The 22,847-nt window shown below is 35.3% G+C and carries 22 protein-coding genes and 2 pseudogenes; 5 read left to right on the plus strand and 19 right to left on the minus strand.

What is annotated here, in order from left to right:
- Positions 1–77 precede the first annotated feature (77 nt).
- Positions 78–626, plus strand: coding sequence for a TetR/AcrR family transcriptional regulator (locus CCK98_RS21270; RefSeq protein ID WP_088088410.1), 549 nt, complete (start codon positions 78–80; stop codon positions 624–626).
- 235 nt (positions 627–861) lie between these two features.
- Here the strand turns inward: CCK98_RS21270 and CCK98_RS21275 are convergent, their stop codons facing one another.
- The 8 genes and pseudogenes from CCK98_RS21275 to CCK98_RS21310 all read right to left on the minus strand — a co-directional run bounded on the left by CCK98_RS21275 (position 862) and on the right by CCK98_RS21310 (position 8,373).
- Positions 862–1,422 carry an NAD(P)H-dependent oxidoreductase gene (locus CCK98_RS21275; protein ID WP_088088411.1) on the minus strand — a complete coding sequence of 187 codons (561 nt, stop codon included), beginning with the start codon at positions 1,420–1,422 and terminating at the stop codon, positions 862–864.
- A 355-nt stretch (positions 1,423–1,777) separates the two neighbouring features.
- The gene (locus CCK98_RS21280; RefSeq protein WP_088088412.1) at positions 1,778–2,320 is read right to left on the minus strand and encodes a cyclophilin-like fold protein; all 543 of its coding nucleotides are present in this window, start codon (positions 2,318–2,320) and stop codon (positions 1,778–1,780) included.
- 50 nt (positions 2,321–2,370) lie between these two features.
- Positions 2,371–3,082: pseudogene (locus CCK98_RS21285) on the minus strand (SDR family NAD(P)-dependent oxidoreductase).
- A gap of 34 nt (positions 3,083–3,116) precedes the next feature.
- The gene (locus CCK98_RS21290) at positions 3,117–4,286 is read right to left on the minus strand and encodes an MFS transporter (RefSeq protein ID WP_088088413.1); all 1,170 of its coding nucleotides are present in this window, start codon (positions 4,284–4,286) and stop codon (positions 3,117–3,119) included.
- A 239-nt stretch (positions 4,287–4,525) separates the two neighbouring features.
- Positions 4,526–5,275 carry an SDR family oxidoreductase gene (locus CCK98_RS21295; RefSeq protein ID WP_088088414.1) on the minus strand — a complete coding sequence of 250 codons (750 nt, stop codon included), beginning with the start codon at positions 5,273–5,275 and terminating at the stop codon, positions 4,526–4,528.
- Positions 5,276–5,477: 202 nt separating this feature from the next.
- Positions 5,478–6,536, minus strand: a pseudogene (locus CCK98_RS21300) (alkene reductase).
- Positions 6,537–6,968: 432 nt separating this feature from the next.
- A complete protein-coding gene (locus tag CCK98_RS21305; protein ID WP_088088415.1) occupies positions 6,969–7,523 on the minus strand; it encodes a DUF4405 domain-containing protein in 555 nt (184 codons plus the stop codon).
- An 85-nt stretch (positions 7,524–7,608) separates the two neighbouring features.
- Entirely contained in the window at positions 7,609–8,373 is a 765-nt protein-coding gene (locus tag CCK98_RS21310; protein ID WP_179195888.1) for a cytochrome P460 family protein, read from the minus strand.
- Between the two features lie 308 nt (positions 8,374–8,681).
- On the opposite strand from CCK98_RS21310, the gene CCK98_RS21315 reads away from it, so the two are divergent.
- Positions 8,682–9,590, plus strand: a complete 909-nt coding sequence (locus CCK98_RS21315) for a LysR family transcriptional regulator (protein WP_088088417.1) — start codon at positions 8,682–8,684, stop codon at positions 9,588–9,590.
- Positions 9,591–9,864: 274 nt separating this feature from the next.
- Here CCK98_RS21315 and CCK98_RS21320 read toward each other — a convergent pair whose 3' ends face one another.
- From CCK98_RS21320 to CCK98_RS35560, 10 genes are all read right to left on the minus strand, one after another.
- Complete coding sequence (locus CCK98_RS21320; protein WP_088088418.1) at positions 9,865–10,410, minus strand: carbon monoxide dehydrogenase; 546 nt, start codon at positions 10,408–10,410, stop codon at positions 9,865–9,867.
- 96 nt (positions 10,411–10,506) lie between these two features.
- Positions 10,507–10,746, minus strand: a complete 240-nt coding sequence (locus CCK98_RS21325) for a hypothetical protein (RefSeq protein ID WP_142292192.1) — start codon at positions 10,744–10,746, stop codon at positions 10,507–10,509.
- Between the two features lie 559 nt (positions 10,747–11,305).
- Complete coding sequence (locus CCK98_RS21330; RefSeq protein WP_088088420.1) at positions 11,306–11,953, minus strand: hypothetical protein; 648 nt, start codon at positions 11,951–11,953, stop codon at positions 11,306–11,308.
- 312 nt (positions 11,954–12,265) lie between these two features.
- The gene (locus tag CCK98_RS21335) at positions 12,266–12,571 is read right to left on the minus strand and encodes a hypothetical protein (RefSeq protein ID WP_088088421.1); all 306 of its coding nucleotides are present in this window, start codon (positions 12,569–12,571) and stop codon (positions 12,266–12,268) included.
- A 161-nt stretch (positions 12,572–12,732) separates the two neighbouring features.
- Entirely contained in the window at positions 12,733–13,143 is a 411-nt protein-coding gene (locus tag CCK98_RS21340) for a hypothetical protein (protein WP_142292193.1), read from the minus strand.
- A gap of 180 nt (positions 13,144–13,323) precedes the next feature.
- Positions 13,324–14,235, minus strand: a complete 912-nt coding sequence (locus tag CCK98_RS21345) for a hypothetical protein (protein ID WP_088088423.1) — start codon at positions 14,233–14,235, stop codon at positions 13,324–13,326.
- Positions 14,236–14,420: 185 nt separating this feature from the next.
- Positions 14,421–14,822 carry a hypothetical protein gene (locus CCK98_RS21350; protein ID WP_088088424.1) on the minus strand — a complete coding sequence of 134 codons (402 nt, stop codon included), beginning with the start codon at positions 14,820–14,822 and terminating at the stop codon, positions 14,421–14,423.
- 153 nt (positions 14,823–14,975) lie between these two features.
- On the minus strand, positions 14,976–15,839 hold the full coding sequence (locus tag CCK98_RS21355; RefSeq protein WP_088088425.1) for a hypothetical protein: 864 nt from the start codon (positions 15,837–15,839) through the stop codon (positions 14,976–14,978).
- A gap of 197 nt (positions 15,840–16,036) precedes the next feature.
- Positions 16,037–16,534, minus strand: coding sequence for an ATP-binding protein (locus CCK98_RS21360; protein ID WP_088088426.1), 498 nt, complete (start codon positions 16,532–16,534; stop codon positions 16,037–16,039).
- Between the two features lie 239 nt (positions 16,535–16,773).
- Complete coding sequence (locus tag CCK98_RS35560) at positions 16,774–16,926, minus strand: hypothetical protein (RefSeq protein ID WP_179195889.1); 153 nt, start codon at positions 16,924–16,926, stop codon at positions 16,774–16,776.
- Between the two features lie 700 nt (positions 16,927–17,626).
- Between CCK98_RS35560 and CCK98_RS21370 the strand changes: the two genes are divergently transcribed.
- Positions 17,627–18,844 carry an IS110 family transposase gene (locus CCK98_RS21370; RefSeq protein ID WP_088088428.1) on the plus strand — a complete coding sequence of 406 codons (1,218 nt, stop codon included), beginning with the start codon at positions 17,627–17,629 and terminating at the stop codon, positions 18,842–18,844.
- Positions 18,845–19,367: 523 nt separating this feature from the next.
- Here the strand turns inward: CCK98_RS21370 and CCK98_RS21375 are convergent.
- A complete protein-coding gene (locus tag CCK98_RS21375; protein WP_088088429.1) occupies positions 19,368–19,574 on the minus strand; it encodes a DUF1657 domain-containing protein in 207 nt (68 codons plus the stop codon).
- Between the two features lie 518 nt (positions 19,575–20,092).
- Here CCK98_RS21375 and CCK98_RS21380 point away from each other — a divergent pair.
- Complete coding sequence (locus CCK98_RS21380; RefSeq protein WP_088088430.1) at positions 20,093–21,187, plus strand: GerAB/ArcD/ProY family transporter; 1,095 nt, start codon at positions 20,093–20,095, stop codon at positions 21,185–21,187.
- 555 nt (positions 21,188–21,742) lie between these two features.
- Positions 21,743–22,117, plus strand: a complete 375-nt coding sequence (locus CCK98_RS21385) for a DUF3888 domain-containing protein (protein WP_179195890.1) — start codon at positions 21,743–21,745, stop codon at positions 22,115–22,117.
- Positions 22,118–22,847 lie beyond the last annotated feature (730 nt).

Consider the following 22,847-nt stretch of genomic DNA (forward strand, 5'->3'; position numbering starts at 1 on the left):
TAATTTTGAGCAATTCGTTGATTACTCAACAAATCATTTAAAATTGTTGATTATCTTTAGAAAGTTGGTGAATTAAAGTGTCTAAAATAGATAGAAGAATAGCAAAAAGTCAAGTAGCTATTAAAAATGCTGTAATTGAACTGATGTCTGAAAAAAGTTTTGACGACATTACCATTCAGGATATTGCAGACAGAGCAGATGTTAATCGAGGAACCATTTATCTTCATTACATGGATAAATACGACCTCCTGGATAAGATGATTGAAGAACATATAGACAATCTCCGGGAACTATGCCAATCGGCATCTGAAATGACTTTTCAAGAAGGGAATTATGTCTGGTTCGAATACTTTGAGCGTAATTATTTATTCTTTTCAACGATGTTAGCCAGTAAAGGTGCCCCTTATTTTCGTAGTCGATTTCTTGATTTAGTCATCGAAGAGTATAAGGCTGAAGTAGAAAATACCGAAGGAAAAAATCAAGGTTTAAATGAAGAGGTTATTCTTCAATTTTTTGGTTCAGCGATTGTTGGTGCAGTGGAATGGTGGTTCAAGAATAAAATGCCTTTACCAGCCCGTGTCATGGCTGAACAAACGGGGACATTGTTAGATAGGAATTTTGAATAATTCATCAAGGTAAAACCAAATAAAAAAACCCTGGGTCCATCTACAGACTGATCTGACCCCAAAAAGTTGGACGAAAATATATTATGCTGATTTCTCGGTGGTAAGAATCCTGTACTTTACAAGATTCTTACCACCGAGTTCTTCTTTAATTCGTTTATTATTGTAGTAACTAATTCAATCTTTTGCAGCTTGAATGACTTCCTCAAACGATTGGTAGTCGTAAAGTTATGTCCCACTACAGACTAATATTAACGGACTGCAAGTAGTCAAGTTCAGGGTTCAAGGCGTAAGCCACGTAATCCTTCGCACTTTGCTCAAGCTCCTCGTCGGACAGGAGTTGCATTACTCCGTGTAATATAAATGGTGTTAAATAACGCGTGCCAATCAAGTTGCTGGTTGCCTGAAGAGGTCGCAATAGCTCTGGGACGGTGTATTTGAAATTGCCATCTGGTGAATAGTTTTCTTTAGGGGCGCCCGCAGAAACGGCAATCAGCAGTTCTTTTCCGTGCAGCTTGTCCCCTTTGCTCCCATAAGCCCAGCCGTAGGTAAGGACTTCATCTGCCCATTTTTTCAGCAATGGAGGAGTGCTGTACCAATAGAAAGGAAATTGCAACACAATGCGGTCATGCTGCTCCAATAGCTTCTGCTCGGTTGCCACATCAATCTTCTCGTCGGGGTAAACCTCATAGACATGGCGTACGGTAACGTTCGATTGCTTCTCCATTTCTTCCGTCAAGCGTCGATTAACACGGGAAGCAGTTAAGTTTGGATGAAATACAAGAACTAATGTTTTCATTATAGAATCTCTCCTTGATGAATTATTTGTTTAGAATTACCTAAGACCAACAATAAATCCATAAATTAGGTATAGTACACGAGGTCCTTCTAGAAAAAAATGAATAAAGATTGATTACTCAACACATGTTTATAATTATAAAAAAAAACAGGATTTGTTCAATGGTTAAAGTAATGCGATTCGTTTATTACTCAACAAGCCAATAAAAATTGTTGATTATCTTTATGAAAATTTGATGATTTAAAATTATCTAAAGTACATAGATAGTAACTTCTTACATATAATTAACGCACCTGCTTATTAAAACAAGTGCGTTACAATTAATGAACTGAGTTTTTATTGGCACATCTTAAAGTTATTCACTGACGGAAAATGTAACCTTCACACTACCTGAACCAAAGGCTTCAGTAAGACCAGTGGCGTTGTCTATGTGTCCGAGCTTTACATAGTTGTAGGAAGTATTGAATGTCTTGTAGAAAATAACAAGACAGTTGTTACCATAGAGCATTAAATCGCCTTCATTGATCCTTCCTGGAATGATTGACTTATCTTCCAGAAGATTAACTGACAAATTATTATATTTTTCATTCCCATTAAGATCAGACATATCTACTGTTAGCGGGAGCTGTTTAACAAGCGCTTTAGCTGTATCGTTATCCTCAAGAGTTGCGGTGAATGTCTTATTTCCAACTAGGATATTTATGGTAGTTATTTCTTTCACTGTTGTCGTCTCCTTAGCACGATCTGTTTGGCTTTTATTGTGTTCATCGATTGAGTTGTTTTTAGAAAGAGCAGATGTTTCAGATGATGTATACCTATTGTTTGCTGCAGAATTACTGCACCCTGCAAAAGTAAAAATAAAAGCTACTGTAAAAAATACTTGAAGGATTTTCTTCATTTTATTTGCTCCTTTTATTGCTAAGCCTTATACCAAATTGGTTAATGTTGTTACCAATTGATTTGCTTTCCATCTCTAAAAAATCCCCCATTCGGTCCTTCAAATCCAACAGTTGCTAACCACAGGATAGACTCAGCAGCTTGCTTTGGTGTTCTTGGAGCAGATGGTCCGCCCATATCTGAGCTCACCCATCCCCGATCGACAGCATTTATTTTGATATCACCATTGATTTCGGCAGCTACCAATCGTGTTAATCCATTTAGGGCAAATTTAGACAACTTATAAGCTCCTACTCCAGGATATGACAATTCGCACATCGCCCCATATTCTGAGGAAACATTAATAATTCTTCCATATCTTTGTTTTTCCATAAGGGGTATAAAGGAACGAATCACATGGTAAGCTCCGAAGAAATTGGTTGTCATCGTTCTCTCCAGAATGGAAGGATCCATTGCCACTAACTTTCTATTCTCCTCCAGATACACGCCAGCATTAATTATTAATCAATACGTCTAATCTTCCATACTTCTCATTTATTGCAACAGCAGCTTGATGAATGCTTTCTTGATTATCTACATCCATGACCACAAACGAAACTTCCAGATTTGATTCCTTAATTTTTTGCGCAGCTTCATGACCCATCTCTGGATCCCGACCTGCCAAAATGACCTTAAAACCTTTCACCGCCAATTGCTTGACAAGCTCATATCCAATTCCTCGATTCCCGCCGGTGACAAGAGCAACTTGTTTATCCAGTGACATTTAAAATCCCCCATTTCTCGCCTAAATTAATTCTTTATCTAGAAAGTTGTTTGGTAGGACTGTGCATATAGTTTCTTAATAAAATAAATACCAACCCTAATACCAACGATAATAATCCCACTAATACGACGTATTGTGTACCTAATTCTGAAATAAATAATCCACCTACAGCTGTACCTATTGTTGTTCCTAAGTTAACAGATGATAAAAATAATCCATTAGCGAAATCAGGAGCATTTGGAGCTGCAGACGTAATCCAATATTGATTAATATTGGTTCCTATACCAGCCAATATTCCCCAACATAAAGTAATGATAGCCATAGGTAAAGTAAATTGTCCTAATACGAATAATATGATGTAAATGGCTCCCAATGCAAAAGGAAAAGATACTACAGTTTTGATGGCATCTTTTGTAAGTAACTTCCCTGCCACAATGTTTCCAATAATATTTGCCCCCCCGAATATGACTAACATTAAACTAATTGATTTCCCAGAGATATTTGTAACGGTTTTAAGATACTCAGCAAGAAAACTATACACCCCAAATACTGCTGAATTTAGTAAAATGACGGCAACAATGGAATGCCAAGTAATTGGTTTTTTTAATACCGATAATTGAGCGCCGTAAGAGAGTCTTTCTTTAACAGGCATAGAAGGGAAAAATACTAATGTAGCAATAAATACTATAGCGTTCACGATGGCGAAAAATGCCATTGATATTTGAAACGAAACTGTGCTAGCAAGAAAACTTGCGATTGGTACACCAAGTACCATACCCGCAGATATTCCAATAAAAACTTTTGAAACAGCTTTTGGAGCTTCTTCCTTGCTAACTGAGTTAGCAGCCATTGTAAAAGCTGCTGAGAAAAAGATTGGATGAAAAATGGCTGGAATCACACGCGCAATGATTGCAATGGTAAAGTTTGATGTAAATATAGAGACAATGTTACCTAAAACGAAAATACCAAGTACAAGTAACATTGCCTTCTTGCGATTTACCCCCGAAAATAATAACGGCATAGTTGGACCAGAAATAGCAACAGTAAGTGCGAAGATACTCACCAGCAACCCTGCCTTAGATACACTGACATGAAAGTGATCAGCAATGTAGGGTAATATCCCTATAACTCCCATTTCAGTATTTATAATGCCGAAAGCCCCTAGGGTCAATGTAAATATAAGTAAATTATTTCGCTTAGACAAAAAAGCAACTCCTATCTTAGTTGTATCCAATTAGACAACTGCGTGTCCCCACGTTTTTGCAGTTACGGACATCCAACGAGAACATAAAATCCTTTTTTTTAAATGTACAAGGATTTTAACGAACTGCCATTAGTAAAAAAATTGCCCCCCAGCAAAGCCATGGAGCAATTTTATTACTTACGATATATATGGCAGATGTCTTGTAGGACGAGCAATCTTTTCTTTAAAAGTTGTATCCATTAGACAACTTGTTTTGTTGGACGAATCAAGATTTCACTCACTGCAACAGTTTCAGGTGTGCTAATCGCATAAGCTACTGCATCTGCGATATCGCTTGCTTTCAAAGAAAGTCCTTCTTCACCCTTATTCATAAGATCCTTTACCCATTCTCGCTCTTCAGGCGTATTAATTGTTGTATAAAGTTCAGTAGTTACAGCCCCTGGTGAAATTATAGTGGAACGAATATTATTTTCTCTTTCTTCCTGGCGCAATCCCTCCATAATTGCTCTAACTGCAAATTTAGTCCCACAGTATACAGCAGATCCTGGATAAACAACATGTCCAGCTACGGAATCAGTTGCAATAATGTGACCGGACTGTTGTTGTTTCATAATAGGTAATACAGCTGCAATTCCATTTAAAACACCCATAATATTGATATCTATCATTTGTCGCCATTCATCAAAACGTTTTTCCGAAATTGTTGCAGTTGGCATGACACCAGCGTTGTTGTAAAGTACATCTACACGACCATATTTTTTTACTGCCAAATCGACAACTGCTTGAACATCGTCTTTATTCGTAACGTCTGCTACCACATATGAAATTTCTGCATTTGGCAATGATTCAACTAGGGCTTTCAAGCGGTCTACACGACGAGCCGCAATCACTAGTTTTGCCCCTTCTTGTGCAAGTTTCTTGGTAGTTGCTTCACCAATCCCACTGGATGCACCCATTATAACTACAATTTTATCTTGAATATTAGACATAATTAATAACGCCCTTTCTTAATATTATTATGGAACTAAAGAATACCACCATTGATTTTACTAACAACATACGTTTATTATTTACTAAGTTAACGGATGATAAAAATAATCCATTAGCGAATTCAGGAGCTTCTGAAGCTGACTAGCCAACATTTCTATGGCGGCAGGTATTCCTTTCATTAGCTCCTTTTTTGTTATCTCCTTATTTATCTAAAAATGGATAATCAATATATCCTTTCTCACCGCCACCATAAAATGTGGTACGATCAGGCTCGTTGAGTGAAGCACCTTTTTTCAAACGCTCTACAATATCAGGGTTAGCTAGAGCCCATACACCAATTGGTGCGATGTCAGCGATATTGTTATCGATATCAATACTGATGTCCTCTATTTGACGCCCTGAGCGATTAACTAATGGATTTGACCAAATAGAACGTATTTTACATAAAAGACTCTCATTTCCTGTATGCATTATGTGAAGGTATGCTAAACCTAATTCCTCTAACTCGGAAACAAGGTATTGATAGACTTTATCTCCGTCAGCCCCTTCTTTTACTCCGCCAAGTGGTGCTCCTGGCGATATACGAAAACCAACTTTATCTGCACCAATCTCATCTACAACAGCCTTTGTAACTTCAATAGCAAAGCGTGCACGGTTTTCAACTGATCCACCATATTCATCTGTACGAATATTTGAATTTTCACCGATAAATTGGTGAATTCAATAGCCATTTGCACCATGAATTTCAACTCCATCAGCTCCAGCTTCAATAGCCGAAGCCGCAGATTTTCTAAATTCGTAAATAACATCTTTTATTTGTTCTGTACTTAATTCCCTTGGTACAGGAATTTCCTTCATTCCATCTTCCGTTTAAATCTGCTCACCTGGAGCAACGGCTGAAGGTGCAACTGCTTGACGATGATGAGGAGTGTTATTTGGGTGAGAAATCCTTCCTACATGCATTAATTGGATAAAAAGATAACCACCTTCTTGGTGGACCCGATCGGAAACTTTTTTCCACCCTTGAATATGTGATTTGGTATAAATACCCGGCGTATTCAAGTAACCCTGACCATCTTCAGAGGGTTGAGTACCTTCACTAATAATTAGACCTAGCGAAGCACGTTGCCCATAATATTCAGGACTTAAATCTGAAGGTGTTCCATCAGTTAATGCTCTACTTCGAGTCATTGGTGCCATTGCTAAACGATGAGGTAATTTCATATTTCCAACTGTGAATTCTTTCCATAAATTCTTCAAATTACATGATCTCCTTATTTATTTAATTTTGGGTTTCATTGTAAGCTTTAATAATTTGCTCTATGATCTTAATTCACATTTTTCCCAAATAATAATGAATAGAAAAATGAGATAGCAGACTCTTTCATTCGAAAATTATTAACTCCTTTGCTATTTATTCTAGCGCGATTTTCACATATAGCAAATACTTATATCTAATATCAAGATATGCCTAGTAGGCATTTCTGAAACATATAGACTAAAACATTAACGGTGCATATATGGAATATAGTGTTTTACAATATTTCTTCCTCTTGAAAGAGAAGGTAGCATTACGGCTGCTACTGAATTTTTTGCATGTTACAGGTATAAGGGAAAAATGGTATTAATAAGAAATCCCGCTTGAAATAGATTAAGCGGGATCGTACTTGCCCTTTCACTTTTAAAGTTATTTCAGCTTTTTTGAACTACTTTTTTATCCTGCCTCTGAATAAATTTCAAAGCATAGTGTGTCCCGTAGGCAACAATTAATACCGACAGAATACGCAACGCAATGGTCCGAATACGACTAGTACCGGTTATTCCCGTCATACTCCGCACTGAATAGAGAATCATCCCCCAAGAAAACCCTATATGGACTGCCATAATGATAAAACCCCAATATGCTGTCTGAACATGTATTTGTCGTAGCATCATGTCGTTATTTATGGGAATAAAGGGAAATAAGTCACTGGAAATCATCACAGCACTCATCATCATCAAACACATAGTTACAAGAAAAAGTAGATTGATTGCTATTTGTATAATGCGCCTTAAATGATATTTCCCTTTAAAAATCGCTTTATACCAACGTCGATTTAAAAAGTTATGGACGATAAATAATAAAAGTACCACAACTCCAATGACTTCGTGGACCATGTTTCCAGTAATATAGTAAGCCATTGCTATTAACATAAGAAATGTCATCGCAAGGTCATTAACAAGCCTGAATAACATCTTTGGATTCAAAGTATTTTCCTCTTTCTATTTGATTTATTATTGAATTGTGTTTCCATAGTAGACATGCAAATACCTTATAATGGCAACACATCCATTAGCTTTCAAATTGCTGTAAATACATCTTTAAAAGAACTTCCTGAATGATTTTTGCTTTATCATTACCATCTATTGCATTACTTTCGTCTTTATTTACATCCTTAGAAACATTCGTTTGGGCAGATATCTCACTTACCTTCCAGTGGTCAGTAGTGATATCTGCGATTGAAGTTTCTGTATTACTGTTCTTTGATTGTGAAATCTCTTCCAAATCAAACTCTTTCATTTGTTCTAACGAATTCATATATTGATCCCTTTCCTGATTTGCGTGGCAGGAATAGCATCGTCCAATAGCTGGTCCACCAATACCATCTTCCATCACTTCTTTGTCAGGAGTAAATGCTTGGAACTCCCATTCCCCAGTACGCTCATCGGGCGAGTACCGGGAACCCCAGCCGGTACGCTTTTCCATCACTAAATAATGCTCGATCTCTCCATCTCGAAATCCTTCGAGAGTGATAACGGTGCCGCTCGGAAGCTCCTCTCCGTTCTGCACTGCTTCAATTGCTTCCCTACTATTTACATAGATGTTTTCATGAATATCTCCTCGATCGTAAGTTGCAAAAACGACACCCTTTTCAAGGTCTTTAGGTAATTTAACAAGGTTAGCCCCAGACCCAATCTCAGTGTATTCCCCAGACTTAGCCCCAGAGGAATTCTCTTCTTGTTGAGAAATGACCTCTATATCAGTATCATTGTTGTTGCAAGCAGTAAGTGTGAGGGCTACCAGCAATGCAACAGATTGAATTATTGATTTTTTCATCCTTTTTTCTCCTCCAAGTTTCATATAATTTTCTTTTAAAATTCATTGTGACTGGGCTTCTTTCAATTAATACTCCAAGTTAAAAACTGTTCTCCTTAAGGAATTTAATATTTTACTGGGTTCTTCTCTACTCATTACATTCGTTAATAATGAGCTAAGATAACATCATATTACTGTTGTTTTCACCCTCTGTTATTTATTCTAGCTGTGCCTTTTGCACATAACAAATACCTATATCTTATATCAAGTTATGCTTGATGAGCATTTCTATAGCGGATATAATAAAACATAATGAAGGAGGAGTGTTTATGGAATTAAGAGTTTTGCGCTATTTTCTTACTGTCGCAAGAGAAGGAAGCATTACAGGGGCTGCTGATTTTTTGCATGTGACACAGCCAACCTTATCAAGACAATTAAAAGACCTTGAACAAGAGTTAGGCAAAAAGCTATTTACTCGCAGTAGTCACAGTATTATTCTCACAGATGAAGGAATACTGTTGCGAAAGAGAGCAGAAGAAATCGTTGATATGGTAGCTAAATTAGAGACAGAATTTAGTTCCATGGAAGAAACAATAAGTGGTGATGTTTACATAGGTGGCGGGGAAACAGACGCCATGAGACAGATTTCACAAGTAGTAAAAGATTTACAGTTACGTTATCCAAATATACGGTATCACCTCTACAGCGGAAACGAAGAAGATGTGACTGAACGGCTTGACAAGGGATTGCTTGACTTTGGTATTTTAATTCAACCAGCTGATTTATCAAAATACAATTATATCGATATCCCAGCCAAAGATGTTTGGGGCGTTGTTATGAGGAAAGACAGACCTCTTGCTTTCAAAGATACGATTCAAGCAGTGGATTTATTAAATGTTCCGGTAATCTGTTCACGACAAGCTATGAAACAGACATTTTCTAAAAATGAATTTGCGGATTGGTTTGGTGAAGATTTTGATAAATTAAACGTCGTGACTACCTACAATCTGGCATATAATGCTGGCATTATGGTTGATGAGGGCATTGGTTATGCAGTAGTCCTTGATAAAATAGTGAATACGTCTAGTGATAGTAACCTTTGTTTTAGACCGCTAGAGCCAAGACTTGAATCTGGCTTAAATATTGTGTGGAAAAAGCATCAGGTTTTTTCCGCCGCCGCTGAAATGTTTTTAAAAGAAACTCAGGAGAAATTTTCAGACTCTTTATCTGATGTATAGAAAAAACTCGTAAACATATTAAGATTTATTTACTATATTCAATTCATCGAAGAAGCCACCAAAGGGTTACCTGTGAAGTGCATTCTTCTTATTATTTAATTAAATAATAAGGTTTGTGAATATTTTCACTTAAACTAAACTGCCACGTTTGTTTAAGTAGAATTCTTCACAAACTCACAAGTCGTTAGTTTAATAAGAAAATGACATTACCTCATTGCTGAAGTAATGCCACAGTTAGTTTAGCAAGAAACCTAATGGTCTAAACTTGCATTCGTTATTCAATTGAATTAGCAATATCAACTAATACTTCTGGTGTAACTTTGTTTGATACCTTTTTATCAACTCCGAGCATATATTGCCAATTATCTTTTTCAAAAACAAGAAAATTCATAACTTGATCGCCTATATAAATGGCTTTTTGACCATTTTCAAGTGTATAGACTTTTTGATTGCCTCTATCCTTAAAATTTATTTTATTTTTTAAGGGTCGAATATCAACTTTATAATTATTTTCTCGTGACTTTTCATTCACAAAATGTATTGATAGGAAATCATTTGTGTCATATTCTTTATCTTCATAAAATCTTCCGAATTGATGGGTGAAAGGAATAGAAGGCTTGATTTTTGGCAATTTTACATCTTTCTTAAAGTGATTTTCAAATTCCTTAACGGCTTCTTCAGCAGATTTATATCCAACTTGAGTGAACATTTCTTCAATAGAAGGAGGAGAATCGTTTGGATTTGCAAAGGCTATGTCATTAGTTGGTACAAAATAAGCAATACAGAGTATTAAACAAATAAAGTTAATTCTTTTATTCAATGTTCCACAACCCTTTTTATTCTTTTAATAAGTATTCTTCCACATTAATGTTGAGATTATTTATCGTGGTATATTTAACTAACCTGCTCCGTTACTTCAATAAGATATATTGTTTTTCTTTAGTGTTGAACGTATTTCGTAACCGAAATTACTAGGGAAAATTTCAACAAAGCCAATTTTACCTTCATTAACTTCGATTGTTCCTATATCTTCAAAATCAAACCCTTCAAGTTTATCCTCGTTTTCTAGATATTCATTAAGGTAAAATGAACCACAATCGGGGTCGCCACATTCACATAGTCCTTTTATTCGAAGATTATCAACTTGATTTGACAAGTCAATTCTGCATTTACCGATAAAAATAATCTTTAATTCTGTTTGCCAGGTGAGGTAAAACATCAATAAGCAACGGAAAATTCTCCATATTATCAACCCCTTTTTGGGACACTTTTATGGCTATTTTAGCAGTTGTTCTTATTTAACTAAACTGCCCCGTTAGCTCAACAAGAAAAATGACCGCCGACGCGATCTTTGCTGGAAATCATCTTTCACTCAAGCACCCGTTAGCCATCCATGAAGCGCAAAAAATCATCGCTTCACCACAGAGAATGAAAATGGTTCAGGCAGTCTATACTGTTTTTATGCTGGCGAAGAAGGTCTTTGAACTATGGTGCCTTTGAGCCCATCCGTTAGTCTGACTCCAACGACCACGGTGTACCACCGACTGTCGCGCCCATTTAGGGGTAGCACTTATGGGAGATTAATCCTTTTTCTGGTTGTTGCGTCAGCTTTCCTGATTTTATTTTAAATAGAAAGGTATTACTATTTCGTTTTAAGTTGAGTAAAAAATATTTTTAAGTTTACTCATCCCAATACCATATCAATTTACATTATCCTAAGGCTCTTCATAATTGACGACATAAATATTCCCTAATGAATAATCAAATGTAAGCTCCCAAGCTTGCGGTATCTTCAATCGTTTATATATAGAGATAATCACACTTCTTCTTTGTTTCTCAAGTTCCTGAAATTTAAGCAGGAATTTATCAAATTCCTGAACAGTAGAGACCGAAATACTGATATGTTGAAGTGCAGCATCAAGTGCATCCACTTCCATTAAATGTTTGATTTCTTCCTCAGTTAATTTTCCCACTAATGTGCCGTCAATAGGTTTATTTTCATTTACGTTTTTCATAGATTCTTCCCCTTTGTAATAAGAATTTTCAAAGCTTTCAGGTACGAAACTTTTTGCATTATAGAGAATCCCATCATGATTAGGCAATATATATGTATCTGACCTCCACTGTAAACCATATTGATTGTATAACGGTTCCCATACCGCATACCTCTTTTTTTCTAATTTTCCAGCTAACACTTCGATGTGTTGAACTAACTCCTGACTTGGATTCACCAACATTTTTTGTAATTTTCTAAACCCGTTAATCTCTGCAGAGAAAGATTGATATAGTGGAAAAAAACGCTTATTTTCTTCTTTTGTTAACCGACAAACAATTGTTCCGTATTTCGGAATAAAACGGCTCATCTATCCAACTCCTAGTAAAATTATATTAGCCTTTTTAATTACCTCCCTGTTTTTTGTTGAAGATTTTATTATCATTATTCTCGATAAAACTGAGGAATTATTCCAAATAATCCAAGTAAAAAAGGAATTAGGGGAATTAAATTATAAGCATTCATTTGTAAGACCTTCTTTATCATTGGTGGGTTAATTCCATAATAAGAGAAAACATCTTCTTCAACTATCCTGCTTCGTTAGTGCAATAAGAAAAAGTGATAGCACGCAGCCATCCCAATCTTTAACTATTGCACCCGTTAGTTGAGGAAGGTTATTATTTTACATTGTTTTGTTTCGGTATGGATTCAATACTGTATCGACCCACTTACGAAAAGTTTCATTGGCTTCCTCATTGCTTTTCACATTACCTAAAAATAAACCAATTTCATCATCGTAATAAAATTCCTTACCAGCATATAAGTCTTGTAATTTTCCATTATCAGAATCATTAAAGAATAAATCCATTGAACCATCTTGTCTTTCCCAAGCAATAGCCTCTATAACAGGCGTAAACTCATTCTTCCAATTATCTACATGGAGATGATTCCCAGTGTAGTTTTCTTTATTAAAATACAAAGCATTCATTTGTCTCAATCCCTTTTAAAGTTTTTATATTAATAAAACGTTCACCAAATAAGTAGAGTTTCAATGGTTGTTCAACTATTCTGCCCGTTAGTGCTTTAAAAAAGGATTGCCGCAGCCAACCCAATCTTTAACTCTTGCCCATAGTATAAGTAGCTAGTTATTTAATAAACACTAATAGCATTTATGGGGGCAGTAAGTTCGTCCCATTCATCATCAAAATCATCTATATCTCGTAGTTCGAAGCATATTCCTATGTGATTAGGAAGAATATACACATCTAATTCTTCCTGCCATTCTCCAGCCTTATTCTCAACATCTAATAGGGTACTTCCAATCCCAATCTCACCAAGGAATTTACCCTCAAATGGTTCCTGTACTCTAATTTGAAATACTTCTTGCTTATCATCAAGCCAAAACCAAATACAATCGGTTTTCACTACAAAACAACGACTCCTTTTTTCAATCTCAAATTTATCATTCAAGGCTGTCTTCAATTGTTTGAAAGTCCATCCCAAATGAAACGTCCCGATATTTTTCCCAGGTATTATTTCACCATTTTTTAATTTATCCATTTTCATATAAACCCCTTATGAAAAATACTGCTTAATTAGACTTTTCCTTATTATATTCGAACATCTTCTTCTACATATCCTGCCACGTTAGTTGAATAATAAAAAAGCCACCAAGAATGGCAGCTCTCTATTAAGCTCCTGCACCGGTTAGTAAAAAGCTTTACCATTCTTGTTAATGGATTACTTTCTTGAAATATTAGTGTCCATCTCTTCCCAACTATAATCTGGTATGGTTGCAATTAATAAAATATTTTGGAATACATCTATATCCCAAACAATAATAATATCTTTAGCCTGATACACTTTCTTTATCTTATCGTTGGTTTCATTTTCAAAGTCTAATTCGTAAATAGCCGCACTTCTATCTGTAATACCAAATAAATTATGTCCCTTTTTAATTAATCTCGCTATCGGTTCATCGACTTGTCGCTTTCCCCATTTACCTCCACTAACGTCACGTATCCACAATCCACTTTCGGTGGAAATAACGATCTTATTCTTAAGGATTTTCATATCCCAAGGAACACCTGCATTTGAAGGTATAGATATCGCTTTCCATTTATCTCTGTTTTTCCGAAAAATCTTCCTATCTTGAGTAAAGACAAATAACTCTCCCTTATCAGAGATCTGAACTGTGTGTAGGGATTCAGGAACCGGGTGTTTTTCCCAACTATCCCCTTGATTTATAGTTGAGTAAACTATTCCGTCAGATAAAACTGCAATGTTATTATTCAAAGAATAATCTATGTTTTCAATTTCTTTTTTTAAAGTCAATATTTTATTCCCTTTACTTTTATGCGTTACATTTGACCATATTTCATATGCTGTTGAAACATATAATTCATCTTTAGTGTTAAACCACGCATATTTTACATACTTGTTTATATCTAAGTCAGTCCATCTTTTTCCATTATTTGAACTGACTCCAAGAAAAGGATGATTGGTTGTATTAAACTGGGTTGGTTTTCTATCACCCCAAGTAACCAAATATTCTTTCCCTTCTGTGATTCCCATAATAGCCATACCTTTTTTTGTTATCTTAGTTGTATTTGATCCTTGATGTAAGGATATCAATCCACCGCCATATGGCACTTTGTGAATCGCACCAATAATTTCACCGTTTTTTGCATCGAAAGAAATTCTTGTAAAGAGTTTATCTTTGTCAATGCCTACTACGGTTATAGTTGGTTTATCTTCAATAATATTAAGTGTAAAATGATATCCTGTTGCCCAGTCTTTTCCCGGTTTAAGTCCATATTTATCCTTTGCTATTTTTACTAAGAAGCACTATCAAACTTAATATCATTGTAGGCTATCGTTTGATCCTGACCCGATTGTTTTAACTGTTCGAATACTGTAATTTTTCCTTTTGAAATACCAAGAAGTAAATATTCATCTGTACCAGGAACAATAAAATTCAAGAACCAATTAAAACGTTTCCCAGTCTCTCCTCTTGATCCGCCCATCGTCTCGTCAACACTTCTTACTCTTAATAAAGATGCGTTATTATTCCATTCTTTTGCTCGACCTAGACCGAGGTTTATGGCTTTTTTAAGAGATAATTCCCCCTTTTCTATGCTTATCATTGATGACTTAACTTCTTTTATTTCACTACTCATAAGAGTTAATACTATTAATAATGCAATTAATTTAAATGCAGCCCTTTTAATGCTAAACAAGAAAAACCACCATCCATCCTAAAAACAAATAAAAAACCAGTTTTAACAAAGGTTTTGTCAAAACTAGTTTTTTATTCAATAACCTGTCAGCACCGGAGCAAGAAAAAAGGTCGCCGGTAGTGCCCCTTTTATAAACATAAGCAACCAGTTACTTTAAGTATATTCTTTCACAAACTTTTCATCTTCCATATCTATTAAGTAAACATCATCATCCTTAACTAAGAACAATTTGCTCCCTCTGCCAACAGCATAATCATATATCAGTTCTTCTCCAATCTGATTTACCGTTTGAAATTTCTTTCTTCTCCTGTCCTTTAAAGAATACAAGTATACCACTGCCCTATGGTCATAACCATGACTAAACATAACTAGATCATTTAAGATAGCAAATGTATGACTTCCTTTGATAGGAACATTACGAATAATCTTATAATCCGTCTTATTTAATGTAACAAGTGGAAAGTCAGAATAATAATAGATATTTGTGTCTTTAGAAGTGACATTTAAAGCATAACAATCGCTTATGAATGGAACTTTTCTCCCTGTTTGAATGACAAAATCGACGTAATCAAATGTTTGGACTCCTTCATTATCATAACATCTTAAACCTGAATCCATGTTTTCATCGAAATAACTTACCCATATATCAGAATCCTTTGTCGTTTGCACATCTTGAATTGCATCATCAAACTCGAACGTTTTTAACACATTTCCGTGAACATCAAATAAGGTACCGTTCCTTAAATACCCCTCTTCCTTGTCGGTTCTTGCACTAACCAATAACCAATTCTCCTCAAGAGATTGAACAAAATCAAATGCTTCCAATACCGAAGGGAGTTCTATTTTATTTATTTTTCCATTTACAACATGAAATACCTTATGCAAGTACCTTCCTTGTACTTTCTGTTCTGTTAATAAAACAATATTTCCGTCAAAATCGACGCTAATTCTATAATCATCCTGTGCACCAGCAATATGTCTAACGTTTATATAATGGCTAGCTTTTATGTCATTCATTTTTGTTCCTCCTAAAAATCATAACCAACACTTGTTAAACATAAGCACCCGTTAGCTTAAGTGCACCACTTCACAAAGTTACACCGATTTTAACATATATACATTGAAACTTTTCTTACTCACATTTCATTTTATATCATATAGAGCACCTCCCAGAACAAAAGGTACTCTATACATACGATTCATTGAACTTCTTGTTATTCTTTTCCGCTAAACTCTAAAATATTTAAACCCTCGGATTCTTCTGGTGCTTCAAAAAAACTAGTTACATGAATAAACACCGCTTCCGTGTCAAAAGCCTCTCTTTCAGGTTGTTCGTTACGCCTTTGTGCAATTTGACGTAAGCATTGGTCGTTATTTAGATTAAGGAAAATTAGTTGATGGCTTGCATTGACCTCTGATGCCATATCCAAAAACCACTTTCGTAGTTTTTTAGTGTTAGCTGGAAAATCCATTACAACATCTGTACCGACACTCAATATGTTTTGGACATGCTTTTTCACCAACGGTTTGAGCTGTGCTGAGAATTTTATATAATCATCAAATGATGCGAACTGATTGGGGTAAAGAGATGAAAGCCATTCATCCTTAGACAACAGTACCGCATTTTTATCTATCGCCAATTGTTTTGATTTAGTTGATTTCCCTGCACCCATTTTTCCACAGAAAAAGTATAGCGTTCCCAATTGTTTCATATTTTTTAACCCCCTTTTAGTTTAAACTTTTTACTTCTTTAGTTCCCATAGACATTCTCCGCTTATTAATATTTAGATGTTAAGATTTATATCCAATTACTTATTCTACCAATTTCATTTATATTCCTTCTTAAACAAACCTGCTCCGTTAGTTTAAGTACAACATTTCACAATCTTTCTTATGCAAAAGAAAAAAAAGCGACCTTCTTCTTGAAGTATCGCACAAGATATTCAACCTTTTAGACATGCTTTTTTAATTTATCCGATAACCAAAAAGAGAGGACCATAGCAGCCCAATGTGGGAGAGCAATCATAAACATAAGAATCCCTGCACCTAAGTCGTCTTGTGTAAATAGATTTGGAAAAAGACTATATTCAATTGGCTGAAACAACAACACTCCAATAAAGGATGGGAGGAGGGGAATATAAAATATATATCTCATTTTCCCAAGGGATAATCTTGTGTTTATAAATGTATAAAGGGGAACCAATAGAATAGCAATCATAATAATTCCGCTTAGGTTTATCCAATTATCGTGGGCGTATAACGTTGTGAACCAAATCTCACCCACTAATATATATAGAAAATAGAGCAAACAAAAATACAAAAACCTTAATAAGTATCCTTTAGGTATTTTGAAGTTGATCATTTAAAGGCATTTCCCTCCACTCCAAATAATATCGTCATTATTATATTAATCGAATGGTTCTATATATGGACATAGGAAATATTACCCTGTCAGCAACAATTCCATTTTGAAGTTAATCTGCCAGTTACTTCAATAAGAAAAGCCGCCGAAAATGGCAGCCAGTTCTTCGTCAAAAAGACCCGTTAGCCATCCATGAATCGCTAAAAACCAGCTCTTCACCACAAAGAATGAAAATGTATTGAATCCGTCCATACTTGTTCTAAGGCTGGGAGAGGAAGGTCGATGAACTATGGTGCCTTAGAGCCCATCCGTTAGTCTGACTCCAACGACCACGGTGCACCACAAACTGTCGCTCCCTTACGGGAAGCACTCATGGTAGATTAATCCTAATTCTGATTGTTGCACCAGCCTCCAATTTATAAGCCTCGAAAGGAAGATTTCAATGGATGTAATCATTGAAAGAGCGTGTGGATTGGATGTCCATAAGGACAACATCACTGCTTGTATTATGACTTCGCAAGGAAAGGAGGTTCAAACATTTTCTACTAAAACGGTTTTTCTATTAAAGTTATTGGACTGGATTAAGGAGAATAGTTGTACTCACGTAGCTATGGAAAGCACAAGTGTTTATTGGAAACCTATTGTTAACTTATTAGAGTCCGAAGGAATCGAGTTTTTAGTTGTGAATGCTCAACACATGAAGGCACTTCCGGGACGTAAAACTGATGTTAAAGATGCCGAATGGATAGCCCAACTTCTTCGTCATGGACTTCTGAAAGCAAGCTTCATTCCTGATCGGAATCAACGAGAACTGCGGGAACTTGTTCGCTATCGCCGAAGTATTATAGAAGAAAGAGCCAGACAACATAATAGAATTCAAAAGGTTTTAGAAGGTGCCAATATCAAACTTGGTTCTGTTGTGTCTGATATCATGGGTGTTTCATCAAAGGATATGCTTCGAGCGATCGCCAATGGTGAAGACGATCCTGAAAAACTTGCAAATTTCACTCGTCGTACAATGAAGCGAAAAAAAGAAGAACTAGAATTAGCCCTCCAGGGATATGTAAACCCTCACCAACGTTTGATGTTGAAGACCATTTTAACTCACATTGATTTTCTAAGTGAGCAAATTGAAATGTTGGATCAAGAGATAGCACAAAGAGTAAGTTCTTATCAGGAAGATATTGAACGACTCGATTCCATTCCTGGTATCGCAACAAGAATGGCTGAACAAATCTTAGCTGAAATTGGAACGGATGTTGGAAACCAATTCCCCACCGCAGCTCACCTTTGTTCATGGGCAGCCTTGGTTCCTGGGCATAATGAAAGCGCAGGTAAAAGAAAATCAAGCAGATCTAAAAAGGGAAATAAATATTTAAGATCTGCATTAACAGAAGCAGCTCAATCAGTAAGAGGATCAAAAAACTATCTCGGTGCACTTTATAGACGTACAGCTGGTCGAAAAGGAAAGAAAAAGGCAGCCATTGTAGTCGCCCATGCGATGTTGCGAATCGCATATTACCTTCTAACACGAAAAGAAATGTATGTTGACTTAGGCGAAGATTATTTTGATAAACAGAGACAAGTATCTATTGTACGCCATTCGGTTCGAAGACTTGAAAACTTAGGTTATACTGTGACAATTACCGAAGCATCCTAATCAATTATTCCAGTTGTGACCGCTTGAAAGAGATGACACAGTTTTTGCTTGATTAATTGGGACACTTTTTGCCAATTTGAAACGTACATTTTTACATGGAGAGGCATACATGATTGCCTTGGTTAATCAGGCAGACCATTGTTTTGCTGTTTCAGGAAATTATTTAATGTATGTTTTGGCAGTATATTTATGAATCGATACTCAAGAAAAAAATGTATACAAGCTAATATTTATACATATTTGTGAAGTTATGCTCGCTGCACTAACGTGGCAGTTTAGTTGAACAAGCAAAGTGACTCATTAATGTCGCATTTGACCTATATTGTGCAATAAAATTGATTTTTTCTGATGTATATTAGATAAAAACTTATGACCATAGAATAAATGGTGTTCTAAAAAACAAAACCATCCTAGAAAGGATGGTTTTGGAAAATGGACAAGAATTTTTTATATAACATCATATTCCGACCGCCAGAAATAGTATCTGGGATATCTTATCATATTTGATAAAGACGCTTACACTTTATTGCTGATTGTACTGAGGTTCTTCCCCTTGAATTTCTTGGAGACGAGGTTCAAGGCTGTCAAGCACGGATTTTGTTTGTTGTGCGGCTTGTTGATAAAGCTGTTTTGCATTCTGGTTATCGGTTGCTAAAGCAAAAGTTTCAAAGCTTGCTTGTGCACCTTTTAAACTTGCTAAAGCGGTTTGAACATCCTTTCCAACTGTCATTTAAATACCTCTTTTCGGAATGAAATTGAATTACTAAAGTAGTATGCGGAATATTTATTCGCTTATGTATTGGAGATTTACCAATTTCAACCTAATACAAAACCATCCTAAAAAAGGATGTAAAGGAAAATGGACAAGATTTTGTTATGTAACATCATATGCAAATCTTAATTAAATATATTAGGCAATAACACAATTTTCAATATTTTGGATGATTTATTCCCCCCATAATTTATTAACATTAAGCGGTACTATCTCTTGACCATTTATTTTTTTATGTATTAAAGGGTTTTGGAAGGGGTCGTAATTTCGGCTGTTATTATTAGAATGCCGTGCACGTATTAAGCACTGGTGAAGGAATTACATAAGTCCTACCTCGAAGATTGAGAAAGGGCTTTTTTTATTTCGCCTAAATTTGTATATTTTTCCTTTGGTGGAAGAAAACTGAAATATAAAAGATTGGAACTAACAGTAAAAATGAACATAAATTATTGAGTTTTAGGATGGATTAGTGAGAAATGGAAAAAGAAAAAATTAGTTCCGGTCAATTATTCGTTTTGATTTTTTTGTTTGAAATGGGTACTGCACTTGTACTTCCAATCGGATTTGCATCTGATAAAGATGTCTGGCTTTCAGTAATAATTGCCTCTGTTGGGGGAATCGTTTTATTTATACTGTACGATTACCTATTTCGTGAGTATCCAAATCTTCTTTTAAGTGGGTATGCTCGAAAGATCCTTGGAAGAAATTTAGGCTGGATAGTAAGCCTTGTATATGCAACGCTTTTCATTTATCTCTCTTCTAGAGATTTAAGGGAAACTGGGGCATTACTAGTGTCTAGCGTATATAGCCAGACTCCACTGTTTGTTATTGAAACGATGTTGATTATAGTAATAATATATGCACTATACAAAGGTGTAGAAGTTTTGGCTAGAACAGCAGAGCTTTACTTTGTCGTTTTAATTTGTTTTGGTTTATTGGGGAGTATTTCAGTGTTATTATCCGGTATAGCTAACATCGGCAATTTCCAACCAATTCTTGAAAATGGATGGAAACCTGTCTTAGAGTCAGCTTATCCCAATATATTAATGTTTCCGTTCGGTGAAATTTTTTGTTTCTCAACCATTTTTCCTAATTTAAATCAAACTCAATCCGGAAGAAAAGTTGGAGTTGCAGCATTAACGCTCAGTACCTTAATATTAAGCTTTACTCACGCTCTTGAAATATCCGTTCTTGGAGAAACTGGTTATAGCACTTCTCCATTCCCTCTATTAAGAATGATACAAAAAGCCCACATAGGAGAATTATTAGAACGTCTAGATATTTTCGCGATTATTGCACTGATTATTGGCGTATTTTTTAAAATATCTATTTATTGTTTAGCTGCGATTAATATTATATCGGACATATTTAATGTTGAAAATAAACAAAAGTTAGCAGTTCCGATTGCATTCATAGCTCTTTTAAGCTCCATAATAGAGGCAAGTAATATTTCAGAGCACTTAAAAGAAGGGGAATGGGTTATAAAGTTCCTTTTGCCTATATTCTTTGTTGCGATTCCCGTTTTACTTGTTGTAGTTCACTGGATTCGGAAACGATTAAACCTTTTATAAAACTAATCCTGAATCGTGAAGGAGTCTTGGTTATATTTCGCACTAAGGAATTAACGCTTCAAACCATTGACAGAACTAGTTAATGTGATTATTTACTATAGTTTGTGAAGAATTGTACTTAAACTATCGGGTGCTTTACTGAAACAAGGAATAATTAAAAAGAGCCTAAATATACAAGTTTTTATACACTACTTGTATATTTAGGCTCTTTTTATATACATAAAACATACTGACTTTTTTATTTGCCAAAAACAGTTTGACTTCGTTTTATAAGAGAATCAAGTTTGTAGTGGCTCCATGTCAAAGGATATTGGTTTTAATCTAATTTCCATTTAAGTGTATCACATAAATGAGCAAAAACTGTGTCATTTAACTAGACGGTCACACCAGTCCATAAACACCTCGATCAGGCGCTCCTCTTTTTTTAAAAAATGAATGAGCTGCGTCTATTTAAGTATTGCCATTTTCCGAATCACAGAAGTTAATTTTCATGGTAGCTTAATAAGAATTTCTTTAATTGTTCATTCTAAGAGAAACTTGGAATGGAGGATTTTTATGAAAAAAAGCCTTTTAATATTGATTGCCTGCTTCACTTTTTTCTCTTATTTACCCGTCAAAGCTGAAACCATAACAAAAAACGATGTACAGTTGCGTGATGACGTGATCATCAATTTGCTATTTCCCTTTATTTATAAAGAAATCGAGAAACATTACGGCGAACCTAAACAGTTTTATAACCAAAAGATTCTCAAAATCAAAAAGTTAAGAGAAGGCAGCTACCTATTTAATGTCACTGTGCAGGTAACAACATTTGAGGGAGCTCATAATCCTCCATATGATTTAGTGACCATTACTTTTAGTAATAAAGTTTCCGAAGACTGGCGGGCTATTGATTTTAAAAGCAGAAGGTTGAAAACGAACGAAAATTAATGAATGCATCCTTTGTAAAAGGGGTGCTTTTTTCTTCGTTCATTTTACCAGCCATCCCTATCTTTAACTCTTGCACCGTTAGTTTAAGTGTAATGAAAATAAGGTACATAGGAAGTAACGGAAAGATCCAAGAGCCGGATATTTAATTCAACAAAATAACGTAATCCACTATCTTTTCTCAATTAAAAATCTAATGAGCACTGTAAACCCTACAATAATGAAAAGGAAAGCCCTTTAGTCCAGGAACTAATCAAAATAAATGGAATTTGTACCACAGCCATTCAAGGATATTTTCAGAATTAATAATATTAGGCATGGAGCAAACAGAAATTTTTGATCCATAACGGTGATATATTATTATGTACCCAAAAGACACCAAAAAGCGATTGATTTAACACATGATAAATTCGGTTGGCACCGTTTCTTTATACTTGAAAACAACAATAATTTATTCCTAAAACGGAAAATCGATTGATGTAAAATGATAAAGAGATGTGTTCAGACCAACTTGTGACCCAATCCAATTACCGGTGCTACCGCAGGAATGCAGCCCTTTGTAAAATATCTATTTAGCAATAATCTTTAGCAATATCATGAAAAGTTGATTTGTATTTATCAAATATCCCGTCTAAGGAGGAAAAAATTTCCCTTGTGGATCCTTTGGCAATTCCCTATATTTTGAAGAGAGTTTAATATGGTTGTTCCTAATAAAAAATTACACTATCAAGTG

It is taken from the genome of Bacillus sp. OV166, assembly GCF_900177675.1.
Lineage (GTDB): Bacteria > Bacillota > Bacilli > Bacillales > Cytobacillaceae > Neobacillus.